This is a genomic window from Mesorhizobium sp. M7A.F.Ca.US.005.03.1.1 (genome assembly GCF_003997975.1).
GTDB lineage: Bacteria > Pseudomonadota > Alphaproteobacteria > Rhizobiales > Rhizobiaceae > Mesorhizobium > Mesorhizobium ciceri.
Genome location: NZ_RZRO01000006.1, coordinates 110,965 through 125,351, shown reverse-complemented (window position 1 = coordinate 125,351; position 14,387 = coordinate 110,965). Strand labels below are relative to the sequence as shown.

Sequence of the window (14,387 nt, the reverse complement as noted above, 5' to 3'; positions counted from 1 at the left end):
TCAGAGCGATGCGTAAATCGGCCCGCAGGCCGCGGAATCGCCCTTGACGCCCCGATGTGAAATGGAATAAATATTTCATCATCTGTATATTTTGGTTCTTTCGTTCCGGAATATCTGTTTCAAACAGAGGGTTTGACGTTCCAGCCAACGGCAAGCGTCACCCGGAATAGAAACGACATCAGGGAGAGATTCCCCGGGGAGATCGGGGATTCCGGATAAATCGGTGAAACCGGACACCAATATGTGGAGGAGAAACACAATGAAGAAATTGATTTTAGGCGTCGCCTTCGCGGCGCTGATGAGTTCATCCGCCCTGGCCGCCAAGGTTGGCGTGTCGATGGCCAAGTTCGACGACAACTTCCTGACCGTGCTGCGCAACGGCATGATCGAGCAGGCCAAGGGCATGAGCGGCGTCGAGTTGCAGGTCGAGGACGCACAGAACGACGTTGCCAAGCAGCTTGACCAGATCAAGAACTTCGCCGCTTCGGGCGTCGACGCCATCATCGTCAACCCGGTCGACACTTCGGCCACGCAGGCGATGTCGGATGCCGCCGCCGCAGCCAAGATCCCGCTGGTCTATGTCAACCGCGAGCCGGTCAACGTCGACACGCTGCCCGACAACCAGGCCTTCGTCGCCTCGAACGAAGCCGATTCCGGCACGCTCGAGACCAAGGAAGTCTGCCGCCTGTTCAAGGAAGCCGGCAAGAAGGAAGCCAATGTCTATGTGATCATGGGCGAGCTTTCCAACCAGGCCGCCGTGCAGCGCACCAAGGACATCGACGATGTGATCGCGACGCCGGATTGCAGCTTCATCAAGATCATCGACAAGCAGACGTCGAACTGGAACCGCGACGAGGCGCAGAACCTGATGACCAACTGGCTGTCGACCGGCAAGCCGTTCGATGGCGTCATCGCCAACAATGACGAAAGTGCCATCGGCGCCATCCAGGCGATGAAGGCCGGCAACATCGACATGAAGGCGGTTGTCGTCGGCGGCGTCGATGCCACCCAGGACGCGCTGGCGGCCATGCAGGCGGGCGACCTCGACGTAACTGTGTTCCAGGACGCGGCCGGCCAGGGCGCCGGCGCTCTCGATGCGGCGCTCAAGCTCTCCAAGGGCGAGAAGGTCGAGCACAAGGTCTACGTGCCCTTCCAGCTGGTGACACCAGCCAACATCGACAAGTTCCTGAAGAAGAACTGAGCCGCCAGCGGTTCGATACGGAGCGGCGCTCTCGATCAAGACAGCGCCGCTCCCCTCTCTCCCTCAGCGCCGGCACGGCGCGAGGGCGACCGCGGCTGATGGAGGACAGAATACGTGGCACAGACATCTCATGGCGTCGGCGGCGTCGGTTATGATGCGAAGAAGCGCACATGGCCGGCCGAGTTCAATGTTTTTCTGGCACTGGTCATTCTCGTCGTCATCTTCGAACTGATCGGCCGCATCTTTCTCGGCGACAGCTTTCTGTTCAACACACGCAGCGATGTCGGCGGCATCTTCAACGAAGCGCGCCTGCAGATCATCATCCTGCAGGTGTCGATCGTCGGCATCATCGCCATCGGCGTGACACAGGTCATCATCACCGGCGGCATCGACCTGTCCTCGGGCTCGATCGTCGGCGCGACCGCCATGATCGCCATGAGCTTCGCCCAGGTGGCGACGGTCAACGGCAACCCCAATCCCAAGGCGATGTTCCTGGCGCAAGGCTGGACCGACCTGCCTGTCATCGTGCCGCTGCTGGTGGCGATCGCCTGCGGCCTCTTCGCCGGCCTGGTCAATGGCGCGCTGATCGCCTACACGCGCATTCCGCCGTTCATCGCCACGCTCGGCATGATGGTGACCGCGCGCGGCATCGCCAAATGGTGGTCCAAGGGCCAGCCGATCTCGTTTCCCACCGAGAGTTTCGCCAGCATCGGCAAAGGCCTGATGCCGGTCGTCATCTTCCTGTCGCTGGCCATCCTGTTCCAGCTGATCATGACCTATACGAGGTACGGCAAGCACTGTTACGCGATCGGCTCCAATGAGGACGCCGCGCGCATGTCCGGCATCAAGATCGCCAATCACAAGATCCTGGTCTACGTCATCGCCGGCATTCTCGCCGCGCTCGCCGCCGTGGTGCTGAGCTCCAAGAACCTGACCGCGCAGTCCGGCATGGGCGTGATGTACGAACTCGACGCCATCGCCATGGCGGTCATCGGCGGGGTCTCGCTGTCGGGCGGCCGCGGCTCGATCATCGGCACGGTGATCGGCTCGCTGATCTTCGGCGTCATCATCTCCGGCTTCACCTTCCTGCGCCTCGACGCCTACTACCAGGAGATGGTCAAGGGCGTGATCATCGTCGGTGCGGTGGTTCTCGACCAGTGGCGCCAACGCCTGCGGGCAATGAGGGCATGACCATGTCAGACATCGTCCTGAAGACCGAAAACCTGACCAAGCGCTATGGCGGCGTGCATGCGCTGGAAGGCGCGAACTTCGAGCTGCGCAAGGGCGAGCATGTCGCCATCATGGGCGACAACGGCGCCGGCAAATCGACCTTCGTGCGCCAGATCACCGGCGTCGAGCAGCGCACCAGCGGCCAGATCTGGTTCGACGGCAAGGAAGTGAATTTTGCCGGGCCGATCGAGGCCCGCACGGCGGGCATCGAGACCGTGTTCCAGAATCTGGCGCTGGCCGACGATCTCGACGTGCCGTCGAACCTGTTCCTCGGCCGCGAGAAGGTTTTGTTCAACCTCGGCCCGTTCTCGATCCTCGACCGCAAATACATGCGCAAGGCAACCGAGGCGGCGCTGGTCCGCACGGCGGTGAAGATCCCCAATCTGTCCAACACCATCCGCCACATGTCGGGCGGCCAGCGCCAGTGCGTGGCGATCGCCCGGACGGCGACCTTCGCCTCCAAGCTGATCATCATGGACGAGCCCACCGCCGCCCTTGGCGTGCAGGAGACCGCGCAGGTCGAAAACATCGTGCGTACGCTCAAGGACAATGGCGAGCCGCTGATCCTGATCAGCCACAATATGCGCCAGGTGTTCGATCTCTGCGACCGCATCGTCGTGTTCCGGCGCGGCCGCATCGTCGCCAATCTGCGCAAGGAGAACACCGACGGAAACGACATCGTCTCCTACATCACCGGCGCCAAGACCGGGGAGGCGGAACTCGCGGCCTAAAACAGGATGGTCATCCTGTTTTCTGGCGCGCTCGAAACATAGCCTTGCCACCTTTCCCCAAAAGCAAGGTGCGGACAACTCTCTCCAACCCATCCCCCCAGAGGAAATACCCATGACCGTTCGCTTCGCTCTCCTCGGTGCCGGCCGCATCGGCAAGGTCCACGCCCGTGCCGTCGGCTCCAATCCGCAGGCCAAACTGGTTGCGGTTGCCGATGCGTTCGAGAAGGCGGCCACCGAACTGGCCAGCGCCTATGGCGCCGAGGTGCGCAGCATCGAGGACATCGAGAAAGCCGGAGATATCGACGCCGTCATCATCTGCACGCCGACCGACACCCATGCCGATCTGATCGAGCGCTTCGCCAAGGCCGGCAAGGCGATCTTCTGCGAGAAGCCGATCGACCTCGACGTCAAGCGCGTCGAGAAATGCCTGGCCGTGGTCGAGAAGACCAAGGCGACGCTGATGGTCGGCTTCAACAGGCGCTTCGATCCACACTTCGCCGCCGTGCGCAAGGCGATCGACGACGGCGCCATCGGCACCGTCGAGATGGTCACCATCACCTCGCGCGATCCCGGCGCGCCGCCGATCGACTACATCAAGCGTTCGGGCGGCATTTTTCGCGACATGACCATCCATGATTTCGACATGGCGCGCTTCCTGCTCGGCGAAGAGGTCGTGGCGGTCAGCGCCCATGCCTCGGTGCTGGTCGACAAGAAGATCGGTGATGCCGGCGATTTCGATAGCGTCAGTGTCATCCTCGAAACCGCTTCCGGCAAGCAGGCCGTCATCTCCAACTCGCGCCGCGCCACCTATGGCTACGACCAGCGCATCGAGGTGCATGGCTCGAAAGGCATGGTCGCGGCCGAGAACCAGCGCCCGGTGTCGATCGAGCTGGCCAACGAGAAGGGCTATACCCGCCCGCCGCTGCACGACTTCTTCATGACCCGCTATCTCGACGCCTATGCCAATGAGATCGCTGCTTTCATCGCCGCAGCGACATTAGGCAAGAAGGCCGCGCCGAGCGGCGCGGACGGACTGGTGGCGCTGAAACTGGCCGACGCAGCGCTGAAATCAGCAACGACCGGCAAGACCGTCCGTCTCGACAAGTAAGAGAACCCTTAGGAAAAACCACAGGAGCAGAGCGATGAGCGCATCAGCCGATCGCAATTCACAGACACGCGCCATCGTCACCGGCGGCGCGCAAGGCATTGGCTTTGCCGTCGCCGAGGCCTTGGCCGATGAAGGCTGCCGGGCACTGGCGCTCATCGGCCGCTCGCAGGAGAAGGGCGACAAGGCTGTCGCCCATTTCAAGAAAGCCGGCGTCGATGCGATTTTCATCAGCGCCGATGTGTCAAAAGTGGCGGACTGCAAGCGCGCGGTCGCCACCGCGATCTCGCATTTCGGCACCGTCAACGCGCTGGTCAACGCCGCCGCCACTTCGGCGCGCGGTTCGCTGGTCGAAACCTCCGAAGAGTTGTTCGATACGATTTTCGATACCAATGTGCGCGGCCCGTTCTTCCTGATGCAGGGCGTGGTGGCGCATCTCCTTGAGAAGAAGGCACCCGGCTCGATCGTCAACGTGCTGTCGATGTCGGCGCATACCGGCCAGTCGTTCCTGACGCCCTATTCGACCAGCAAGGGCGCGCTGATGACGCTGACCAAGAACGTCGCCAATGCTTATCGCTACAACCGCATCCGCTGCAATGCGGTGCTGCCCGGCTGGATGGATACGGAAGGCGAGGACATCGTGCAGAAGAAGTGGCACGACGCGCCGGACGACTGGCTGGCGAAAGCCGAAGCGACGCAGCCGATGGGCCAGTTGGTCAAGCCGGACCAGCTTGCCCGTCTGATCAGCTACATGGTCAGCCCGCAGTCCGGTGTCATGACCGGGTCGCTGGTCGACTACGATCAAAGCATTGCGGGGGCGTCACCGGAGTAACGCCGGCGAGTCTCAAACGCCCATCACTTCGTCATCCACGGGCGGAGCAAGGAGCGTAGCGACGCAGCGCAGACCCGAGGATCCATGCCGCGACTTCTGAGCGTTGCTGCGGTGCGGAATTCTGCTCCGCTGCACCATTCGGCCAAAGTCACGGAATGGATCCCAGGGTCTCCGCGACGGAGCTTCGCTCCTGCTCCGCCCAGGGAGGACGAAGTTTGGGTGCTTCGGCCATCCCGAATTGTCTCCGCATCAGGGCACGTGACAAGTGCCTCCGCATCGACTATATGAGCCTCATGATCAACCTGACCGCCACATATTGGTACTTTAGGAGCTCGCTGGCGGCGGGAGGATTGCGCTCGATCTGAAGATTGCAGCAACAAGATCCGAACAGCCGCCATACCTGGCGGCTTTTTTGTTTTCAGCCGGCAGGTTTCCTCTAAATCAAAGAGGAGCATGATGTCGTCCGAAAACCGCTTCACACTTTTCGGCATCATGCTCTCGACAGGAGCAGAAAGCCGTGTTGACCACCACAGACGACCTCCGGGTCAAGGAAATCCGAGAACTGAGCACACCGGACGAGGTGATGCGGGAGATACCGCGCACTTTGACGGCGACGCGCACCGTCAGCGCATCGCGCAACGCAACCCATGCCATCTTGAACGGGACCGACGACCGGCTGCTCGTCATCGTCGGCCCGTGTTCGATCCACGATCCGGTCGCGGCCGTCGACTACGCCAGCCGTCTGGCGGCGCTGCGCGAGAGCCTGTCGGACCGGCTGGAGATCGTGATGCGGGTCTATTTCGAAAAGCCGCGCACGACGGTCGGCTGGAAAGGCCTCATCAACGATCCCGACCTCGACGGCAGCTTCAACATCGACAAGGGGCTGCGGATGGCACGCAATGTGCTGTCGGCCGTCAACAATCTCGGCCTGCCGGCGGCGACCGAATTCCTCGACATGACCACCCCGCAATACATTGCCGACCTCGTGGCCTGGGGCGCGATCGGCGCGCGCACGACCGAGAGCCAGATCCACCGCGAACTGGCCTCGGGCCTCTCCTGCCCGGTCGGCTTCAAGAACGGCACCGACGGCAATCTGCGCATAGCCGCCGAGGCGGTGAAATCCGCCGCGCAGCCGCATCATTTCATGGCGGTGACCAAGGGCGGGCGCAGCGGCATCGCCACGACCACGGGCAATGAGGACTGCCACGTTATCCTGCGCGGCGGCGTTCAGCCCAACTATGACGCGGCGAGCGTCGAAGCCGCCGCTGTGGAACTCGCCCGCATCGGCGTTGCGCCCCGTCTGATGATCGACGTCAGCCACGCCAACTCGGCCAAGAAGCCCGAGAACCAGCCCAAGGTGGCGGCAGATGTCGCCGGCCAGGTCGCGGCAGGCGACGAGCGCATCATCGGCCTGATGATCGAGAGCAATCTCGTCGCCGGCCGGCAGGACGTGGTGCCGGGCAAGCCGCTGGTCTATGGCCAGAGCATCACCGATGGCTGCATCGACTGGGCGACCACCGAGACCGTGCTGCACGGCCTTGCCGGCGCCGTCGAGTGGCGCCGCTCGGCACGCCGCGCCATGATCGACAACCGGCAGGGAGCTGCCTGACAGGGCATAGGGAAGTGGGCGGCGGTGACCGGGATTACGCCGCCCTTAATCCTTCCCATGCCGTGAACACCGATACGGCAAAGAGCAGCAGTCCGGCCGCCCGGCCGGCAAAAATGGTCGCCCGCGGATTGGCGATCAGAAGGTTGCGGCTGCGGCCGGCCGTGATAGCCAGCCCGCCATAGATCGCAGCCTGCGTCACCACGGTCAGCAGCCCCATGACCGTCGCCTGCATCCAGATCGGACCGTAGTCCGGTTTCAGGAACTGCGGGTAGACGGCAAGCACGAACAGGTATGCCTTCGGGTTGATCAGGCAGGTCACAAACCCCTGGCGAAACGCCTTCCATGCGGAACGGCTGCCGGCAGGCCCCTCCTGGCCGACGATGATGGAACTGCGCATCAGCGTGATGCCTATGAAGGCCATGTAGGCGGCGCCGGCAAGCAGAAGCGGCTTGAACAGGATCGGCACGAAATGCATCAGCAGGCCGACGCCGATGGCGCCGTTCAGCGTATGCACCATGCCGCCGACCATGATGCCGCCGGTCGCGGCGAGACCCCTGTCGCGTCCGCCGGTCAGTGCATTGGCAAGCACGAAGAGCATATCCATGCCCGGAACGGCGATGATGCCGAACAGCAGGATAAAGAAAAGCCAGAGGTTTGCCGCGTAGTCCATGTCAGTTGCCTATCGCCTCGCCCGGCCAAGCCGCAGCGGAACCTGTTGATTTTCAATCCGATAGGCGCTCCTATAGGTCAGCCCAACTGACAATGGTGTGTCAGTTGGGCGCGCAACCTGGGGTAAAAAATGCGCAAGGCGTCGCGCCTGTTCGAGATCATCCAGATCCTGCGGCTGGCGCGGCAGCCGGTGACGGCGGCGACGATTGCCGAGCGGCTGGAAGTGACGGTGCGCTCGATCTATCGCGACATCGCAGCGCTGCAGGCGATGCGCGTGCCTATCGAAGGGGGCCGCGGCATCGGCTACATCCTGCGCCCCGGCTTCGACCTGCCGCCGCTGATGTTTTCGATCGAGGAGATGGAGGCGATCGTCCTGTCGCTGGCGCTGCTGGAGCGCACCGGCGACAATGAACTCAAGCAGGCGGCCAAGCGCGTCAGCGCCAAGATCGCCGGCGCGGTGCCGCCACCCTTGCGGCAGGCATTCGACGCCAATGCGCTGCATGCCTGGGGTTTCGCCGCGCCCTCGACCGGCGCGATCGACCTTGCGCTGGTGCGACGCGCCATCCGCGACGAGGAGAAGCTCGACCTCTCCTATCGAGACGAAATGGGCCGCGCCTCCGAGCGCCTCATCCGCCCGATCGCGCTGATCTACTACGCCGAAACCGCCAACATCGTCGCCTGGTGCGAGCTGCGCCAGGCGATCCGCAATTTCCGCAGCGACCGGATCGAGGATTGCCAGGCGACGGGGCTACGCTTCAAGGGCGAAGGCGACCGGCTGCGGCAGGTCTGGGTGAGCGGGTGGGAGACGAACGTCGCTGCCACCGTAGTCTGAAGCGAGCGGAGGTCACCTCACATCGACCCAGCGCTTTGCCTCGAACGAACGCGCCATGGCGTGCACCGTGCGCTCGATCTCCAGCCCCTCGGCGAATTCGATGAGTCGCGCGGGCTTGCCGGCCAATCGCGTCAGCAATTCGTGGCACTCGATGATCTTGAGATCGTTGAAGCCGAGGCCATGGCCTGGCGCCGGCACAAAGAGGTCATAGGGCTTGTGGTGCGGCGCCACCAGGACGGTGCGGTAGCCCTGTTCGGTGGGGCGGTCTGATGTGAGATAGAGCTGGAATTCGTTCGAGCGTTCCTGGTCGAACAGGATCGACCCCTTCGAGCCGAATATCTGGACGGCGATGCGGCCCTTGCGGCCCCAGGCCGAGCGGTTGACCAGCAGCGTGCCGGCAATGCCGTTTTCCAGATGCATCAGCACGCTGGCGATGTCGTAGGTCTCCACCGCGCGACGACCGCCGCTGGCCAGCTTGCGATCGGCATAGGGTTTAGCCATGTCGCAGATGACACTGGCGACGCGGCCGAACAGGGCTGAGACCAGAGACAGCGGATGCACGGCGAAATCGTCGAGCGCGCCATAGCCGGAAGCTGCTTCGTGCTTCCAGAAGAACAGCGCTTCGGGGTCGGCCATGAAGTCCTCGTCCATCTCGATGCGCAGATGGTTGACCTCGCCGATGATCTTCTCTTCCAGCAGCGCGCCGATATGGCGGATGGCCGGGCTCTGGATGTAGTTGTAGCCGAGCGCCGCGACCTTGCCGGACTTTTTCGCCGCCGCCGCCATCGCCTCGGCCTCGGCAAAGCTCGGCGCCATCGGCTTTTCGCACCACAGATGCTTGCCTACCTGAAGAACCGCGATGGCCATTTCCGGATGGAACTGGTTGGGCGTGGTCAGCGAGACGATGTCGACTTCGGGATCGTTGACGACGGCGCGCCAGTCGCCCGACGCCTTGGCGAAACCGAACTCGCCCGCCTTGCGCCGGGCAAGCTCTTCATTGACCTCGCCGAGATGGACCAGCCGTGGCTTGGCCACGTCGGGAAAGACGGCGCTGACGGCACTCCATGCGATGGCGTGACACTTGCCCATGAAACCCGTACCGATGAGACCGACGCCGACCATTTTCCGTTTCTCCACTGCTTGAAGCGCTGCGTGGATGAATTAGTCCATTTTCTCCTGAAATGGAATGTCTGCCTCATTTTTTATGGTGTTCTTGCGCAGGCTCGCTATGATGAGGCACAGAGGATGCTTCACGCATGAGCCTGGACAGAGCGACGATGGACGAACGGATACCTCGCGATTTCGAGACGCTGCGCACCACCATCCTGGAGCGACGCGAAAGCCTGCCGAAACGCATCGCCCAGATCGCTGCCCATGCGCTCGACAATCCAGACGATATCGCCTTCGGCACCGCCGCCAGCATCGCCGCTTCGGCCGGCGTGCAGCCTTCGACCCTGATCCGATTTGCCCAGCAGCTTGGCTTCGATGGTTTCACCAGCCTGCAGCAGGTGTTTCGCGAGCGGCTGCGCGAGCGCAACTCATCCTATGACGAAAGGCTGCAGGCGCTGCGCGTCAAGGCTGAGGGAGGCGCCGGCCACCGGGCGATCTTCGACGGCTTCGTCGCCGCCGCCTCGACCTCGCTCAACGATATCTCGCGCACGCTGGACGAAGCGCATCTGGAAGACGCTATTTCCCTGCTGGCAAAGGCGGAAACCATCTATGTGCTGGCCAAGCGGCGCTCCTATCCGGTGGCGTCCTACATCGCCTATGCACTGGGCAAGCTGAAGATCCGCAACCAGCTGATCGAATCGGCGGCCGGGCTGAATGCCGAGATGATCGGCTTCGCCACGCCGGCGGATGCCGTCATCGCCATCTCCTTCTCGCCCTACGCGCCGGCCACGATCGAGGAGGCGCGCAGCATCTCGGAACAGGGCGTGCCGATCGTCGCCATCACCGACAGCTCGTTTTCGCCGCTCGCCCAGTTCGCCAAGGTCTGGTTCGAGGTTGCCGAGGCCGATTTCGCCGGCTTCCGCTCACTGTCGGCGACAATGGCGCTGGCCATGGCGCTGACCGTCGGCGTCGGCGAGAAGCGGCGCGGCACGGGCAGGAAGCGCAAGGCCTGATCCACCGCCGAAAAGGTACTTTTCACCGAAGGAATGCTCATTCCATATTGACTATGGATTGGAATTATTATTTCATATTCCCGGCGCCACGCTGCCGCTCGCGCGTGTACCCCAACACAACAAGGCCGACGGGAGGTTCCAATGAGCGAAGCCGTGGACGCTGAATACGCGCCGCTCGACGTCATCACCATCGGTCGCGCTTCCGTCGACCTTTACGGCCAGCAGATCGGCTCGCGGCTGGAGGACATCACCTCCTTCGCCAAGTCGGTCGGCGGCTGCCCGGCCAACATCTCGGTCGGCACCGCCAGGCTCGGCCTGCGCTCGGCGCTGCTCACCCGCGTCGGCGACGAGCAGATGGGCCGCTTCATCCGCGAGCAGCTGACGCGTGAAGGCGTCAATGTCGACGGGCTCAAGACCGACAAGGAGCGGCTAACCGCACTGGTGCTGCTGTCGGTCGAGGACGAAGGCGTCTCGCCGATGATCTTCTATCGCTCGGACTGCGCCGACATGGCGCTGGCGCCGGAAGACATCGATGAGGCCTTCATCGCCTCGGCGCGCTCGATCGTCGTCACCGGCACGCATTTTTCCAGGCCCAACAGCGATGCCGCGCAGCGCAAGGCGATCCGCATCATGAAGGCCAAGGGCGGCAAGGTGGTGTTCGACATCGACTACCGGCCGAACCTGTGGGGCCTCGCCGGCCATGCCGAAGGGTTCGAGCGCTATGTGAAATCGGACCGGGTCTCGGCGCAGCTGAAGACGGTGCTGCCCGACTGCGACCTCATCGTCGGCACCGAGGAAGAGATCATGATCGCGTCGGGCGCCGATGATTGCCTGAGCGCCTTGAAGACAATCCGCTCGCTGTCGTCCGCCACCATCGTCCTGAAGCGCGGCGCGATGGGCTGCATCGTCTATGACGGACCGATCAGCGACGATCTCGAGGACGGCGTCGTCGGCAAGGGGTTTCCGATCGAGATCTACAATGTGCTCGGCGCCGGCGACGCCTTCATGTCGGGCTTCCTGCGCGGCTGGCTGGGTGGCGAAGACCATGCGACGGCGGCGACCTGGGCCAATGCCTGCGGCGCCTTCGCCGTGTCGCGGCTGCTCTGCGCGCCGGAATATCCGACCTTCGAGGAGCTGCGGTTCTTCCTCAAGAACGGCAGCAGGCATCTGGCGTTGCGCAAGGACGAGGCGATCAACCACATCCATTGGGCAACGACGCGCCGGCGCGACATTCCCTCGATGATGGCGCTCGCCTGCGACCACCGCGTGCAGCTCGAGGATGTGGCGGCGAAGGCCGGTGCCGATCCCGCACGCATCCAGGATTTCAAGGTGCTGGCGGTCAAGGCGGCGGCGAAGGTTGCCGCCGGCCGCGACGGCTACGGCATGCTGATCGACGAGAAACACGGCCGCAAGGCGATGTTCGAATTCGCCAGGCATTCCTTCGCCTGGCTCGGGCGGCCGGTGGAGCTGCCGGGTTCGCGGCCGCTGCGCTTCGAGTTCTCGCAGGACATCGGCTCGCAGCTCACCGAGTGGCCGGTCGACCATTGCATCAAATGCCTGTGCTTCTATCATCCCGACGATCCGGCGGCGCTCAAGGACGAACAGCAGCAGAAGTTGCGCGCGCTGTTCGAAGCCGCGCGGAAGGTCGGCAGGGAACTTCTCATCGAGATCATTGCCGGCAAGCATGGCAAGCTCGACGACACGACGATCCCGCGCGCGCTGGAGGAACTCTATGCGCTCGGCATCAAGCCGGACTGGTGGAAGCTCGAGCCGCAGGCGTCGAGCGGCGCCTGGGCGAAGATCGAGGCCGTGATCCTGAAGCACGACCCCTGGTGCCGCGGCGTCGTGCTGCTGGGCCTGGAAGCGCCGCAGGACGAGCTGGAAGCGGCGTTCGCCGCCACCGCCAAGGCACCCATCGTCAAGGGTTTTGCCGTCGGCCGCACCATCTTCGTCCATGCGGCCGAACAATGGCTGGCCGGCAGGATGTCGGATGACGAGGCGATCGCCGACATGGCGCAGCGCTTCGAACAGTTGACGGATGCGTGGCTTGCCGCGCGCGGCCGCAAGGCGGCATAAGAAGGCGCGGAATAGGACTGCGGAGGAAAACACCATGAGCAAGACAATCCGCCTGACGATGGCGCAGGCGCTGACCCGCTTCCTGTCGCGCCAGATGACTGAGATCGACGGTAGCAAAGTCCCGATCTTCGGCGGCGTCTGGGCGATCTTCGGCCACGGCAATGTCGCCGGCATCGGCGAGGCGCTCTATCAGGTGCGCGACGAACTGCCGACCTTTCGCGCCCACAACGAACAGGCGATGGCGCATGCGGCAATCGCCTACGCCAAGGCCAATTTCCGCCGCCGCTTCATGGCCGCGACGTCCTCGATCGGCCCCGGCGCGCTCAACATGGTGACGGCGGCGGCGCTCGCCCATGTAAACAGGTTGCCCGTCCTGTTTTTGCCAGGCGATGTCTTCGCCAACCGCATCCCCGACCCGGTGCTGCAGCAGGCCGAGGATTTTTCCGACGGCACGGCGACGGTCAACGACTGCTTCCGTCCGGTTTCGCGCTATTTCGACCGCATCACCCGGCCGGAGCAGATCATTCCTGCGCTGAGCCGTGCCATGGCCGTGCTGACCGATCCGGCCGAATGCGGCCCGGTGACGCTGTCGCTCTGCCAGGACGTCCAGGCCGAGGCCTATGACTATCCCGAGAGTTTTTTCGCGGAGCGGGTCTGGCACCAGCGCCGGCCGCGCCCGGATCGCCAGGAACTGGCGGCCGCGGTCGCCGCGCTCAAGGGTGCAAAAAAGCCGTTGGTGATCGCCGGCGGCGGTGTCCTCTATTCGCAGGCGTCGGACGAACTGGCGAAATTCGCCGAGGGCGCCGGCATTCCTGTCTGCGAGACGCAAGGCGGCAAATCCTCGCTGCCGGACAACCACCCGCTCAACATGGCGGCGGTCGGCGTCACCGGCACTTCTGCCGCCAACCGGCTGGCTGAGGAAGCCGATGTCGTGCTGGCCATCGGCACGCGCCTGCAGGATTTCACCACCGGTTCGTGGGCGCTGTTCAAGAATTCGGGCAAGACCATCATCGGGCTCAACGTGCAGCCCTTCGATGCCGGCAAGCACCGCGCCCTGCCGCTGGTGGCCGATGCGGCCGAGGGCCTGGGGGAACTCGGTGCTGCGCTGAAGGACTGGAAGGCGCCGGCAAGCTGGACCGACAATGCGTCCTCCGGCAAGAAGGCCTGGGCGGTCGAGGCGGCCAAGGTGACGGCGTCGACCAATGCCGCCTATCCGTCCGATGCGCAGGTGATCGGCGCGGTGCAGCGCGCCATGGGCTCCGGTGTGACGCTGCTGAATGCCTCCGGCGGGTTGCCGGGCGAATTGCACAAGCTTTGGCAGGCGGGCGCGCCCGGCTCGTACCATGGCGAATACGGCTTCTCGACCATGGGCTATGAGATTGCCGGCGGGCTCGGCGCCAAGATGGCGAAGCCCGGCGAGGAGATCGTCGTCATGATCGGCGACGGCTCCTACCTGATGATGAATTCGGAGATCGCCACCTCGGTGATGCTCGGCCTCAAGCTGACCATCGTGCTGCTCGACAACCGCGGTTACGGCTGCATCAACCGGCTGCAGATGGCGACCGGCGGCGCCAACTTCAACAATCTGCTGAAGGACTCGCGCCACGAGGTTCTGCCCGACATCGACTTCGCCGCGCATGCGGCGAGCATGGGGGCGATTGCCGAGAAAGTGCCGTCGATCGCCGGGCTGGAAAACGCGCTGGCACAAGCCAGGAAGAATACGCGCACCACGGTGCTCGTCATCGACACCGACCCGCTGGTTTCCACCGATGCCGGCGGTCACTGGTGGGATGTGGCGGTGCCGGAAGTGTCAGTGCGGCCGCAGGTCAACGCGGCGCGCAAGGCGTATGACGAAAAGCGGCAGATGCAGACCATCGGCGATTGATAGAGGCGCCGAAGCTCCTCCTTCTCCCTGTCTCTACACGGGGAGAAGATGCCGGCAGGCAGATGAGGGGCGGCGCCAACGAGCAAGAAACTGT

12 protein-coding genes are annotated in these 14,387 nt (G+C 63.7%); 10 read left to right on the top strand and 2 right to left on the bottom strand.

The features are described from left to right. The first annotated feature begins 259 nt into the window (after positions 1–259). From EN990_RS04935 to EN990_RS04905, 6 genes are all read left to right on the top strand, one after another. Positions 260–1,201, top strand: coding sequence for a sugar ABC transporter substrate-binding protein (locus tag EN990_RS04935; protein WP_024502009.1), 942 nt, complete (start codon positions 260–262; stop codon positions 1,199–1,201). A gap of 114 nt (positions 1,202–1,315) precedes the next feature. Next, the gene (locus EN990_RS04930; RefSeq protein WP_013528362.1) at positions 1,316–2,392 is read left to right on the top strand and encodes an ABC transporter permease; all 1,077 of its coding nucleotides are present in this window, start codon (positions 1,316–1,318) and stop codon (positions 2,390–2,392) included. 2 nt (positions 2,393–2,394) lie between these two features. Beyond that, positions 2,395–3,162 (top strand): ATP-binding cassette domain-containing protein, encoded by a 768-nt coding sequence (locus EN990_RS04925; protein ID WP_023810655.1) that lies wholly within the window; start codon positions 2,395–2,397, stop codon positions 3,160–3,162. Between the two features lie 112 nt (positions 3,163–3,274). Beyond that, positions 3,275–4,270, top strand: coding sequence for an inositol 2-dehydrogenase (iolG, locus tag EN990_RS04920; RefSeq protein WP_013528364.1), 996 nt, complete (start codon positions 3,275–3,277; stop codon positions 4,268–4,270). Between the two features lie 34 nt (positions 4,271–4,304). Then, positions 4,305–5,099: an SDR family oxidoreductase gene (locus tag EN990_RS04915; RefSeq protein ID WP_013528365.1), complete on the top strand. Its 795-nt coding sequence runs from the start codon at positions 4,305–4,307 to the stop codon at positions 5,097–5,099. A 517-nt stretch (positions 5,100–5,616) separates the two neighbouring features. Next, positions 5,617–6,708, top strand: coding sequence for a 3-deoxy-7-phosphoheptulonate synthase (locus tag EN990_RS04905; protein WP_127384666.1), 1,092 nt, complete (start codon positions 5,617–5,619; stop codon positions 6,706–6,708). A gap of 34 nt (positions 6,709–6,742) precedes the next feature. Here EN990_RS04905 and EN990_RS04900 read toward each other — a convergent pair whose 3' ends face one another. After that, complete coding sequence (locus EN990_RS04900; RefSeq protein ID WP_013528367.1) at positions 6,743–7,378, bottom strand: LysE family translocator; 636 nt, start codon at positions 7,376–7,378, stop codon at positions 6,743–6,745. 129 nt (positions 7,379–7,507) lie between these two features. Here EN990_RS04900 and EN990_RS04895 point away from each other — a divergent pair, with 129 nt between their 5' ends. Further along, a complete protein-coding gene (locus EN990_RS04895) occupies positions 7,508–8,209 on the top strand; it encodes a YafY family protein (RefSeq protein WP_127368113.1) in 702 nt (233 codons plus the stop codon). 12 nt (positions 8,210–8,221) lie between these two features. On the opposite strand, the gene EN990_RS04890 is transcribed toward EN990_RS04895, so the two are convergent. Next, positions 8,222–9,331, bottom strand: a complete 1,110-nt coding sequence (locus EN990_RS04890; RefSeq protein WP_127368112.1) for a Gfo/Idh/MocA family oxidoreductase — start codon at positions 9,329–9,331, stop codon at positions 8,222–8,224. A gap of 155 nt (positions 9,332–9,486) precedes the next feature. Here EN990_RS04890 and EN990_RS04885 point away from each other — a divergent pair, with 155 nt between their 5' ends. The 3 genes from EN990_RS04885 to iolD all read left to right on the top strand — a co-directional run bounded on the left by EN990_RS04885 (position 9,487) and on the right by iolD (position 14,293). Further along, complete coding sequence (locus EN990_RS04885) at positions 9,487–10,332, top strand: MurR/RpiR family transcriptional regulator (protein ID WP_164753509.1); 846 nt, start codon at positions 9,487–9,489, stop codon at positions 10,330–10,332. Positions 10,333–10,473: 141 nt separating this feature from the next. Continuing rightward, entirely contained in the window at positions 10,474–12,408 is a 1,935-nt protein-coding gene (iolC, locus tag EN990_RS04880; RefSeq protein ID WP_063169770.1) for a 5-dehydro-2-deoxygluconokinase, read from the top strand. Between the two features lie 34 nt (positions 12,409–12,442). Continuing rightward, on the top strand, positions 12,443–14,293 hold the full coding sequence (iolD, locus tag EN990_RS04875; RefSeq protein ID WP_127368110.1) for a 3D-(3,5/4)-trihydroxycyclohexane-1,2-dione acylhydrolase (decyclizing): 1,851 nt from the start codon (positions 12,443–12,445) through the stop codon (positions 14,291–14,293). Positions 14,294–14,387: the final 94 nt, after the last annotated feature.

Coding starts and splice junctions, on each gene's coding strand:
- EN990_RS04885 (WP_164753509.1), top strand. CDS start 9,487: ATGGACGAACGGATACCTCGCGATTTCGAGACGCTGCGCACCACCATC.
- iolG (WP_013528364.1), top strand. CDS start 3,275: ATGACCGTTCGCTTCGCTCTCCTCGGTGCCGGCCGCATCGGCAAGGTC.
- EN990_RS04925 (WP_023810655.1), top strand. CDS start 2,395: ATGTCAGACATCGTCCTGAAGACCGAAAACCTGACCAAGCGCTATGGC.
- EN990_RS04900 (WP_013528367.1), bottom strand. CDS start 7,378: ATGGACTACGCGGCAAACCTCTGGCTTTTCTTTATCCTGCTGTTCGGC.
- EN990_RS04935 (WP_024502009.1), top strand. CDS start 260: ATGAAGAAATTGATTTTAGGCGTCGCCTTCGCGGCGCTGATGAGTTCA.
- iolD (WP_127368110.1), top strand. CDS start 12,443: ATGAGCAAGACAATCCGCCTGACGATGGCGCAGGCGCTGACCCGCTTC.
- EN990_RS04895 (WP_127368113.1), top strand. CDS start 7,508: ATGCGCAAGGCGTCGCGCCTGTTCGAGATCATCCAGATCCTGCGGCTG.
- EN990_RS04915 (WP_013528365.1), top strand. CDS start 4,305: ATGAGCGCATCAGCCGATCGCAATTCACAGACACGCGCCATCGTCACC.
- EN990_RS04890 (WP_127368112.1), bottom strand. CDS start 9,331: ATGGTCGGCGTCGGTCTCATCGGTACGGGTTTCATGGGCAAGTGTCAC.
- iolC (WP_063169770.1), top strand. CDS start 10,474: ATGAGCGAAGCCGTGGACGCTGAATACGCGCCGCTCGACGTCATCACC.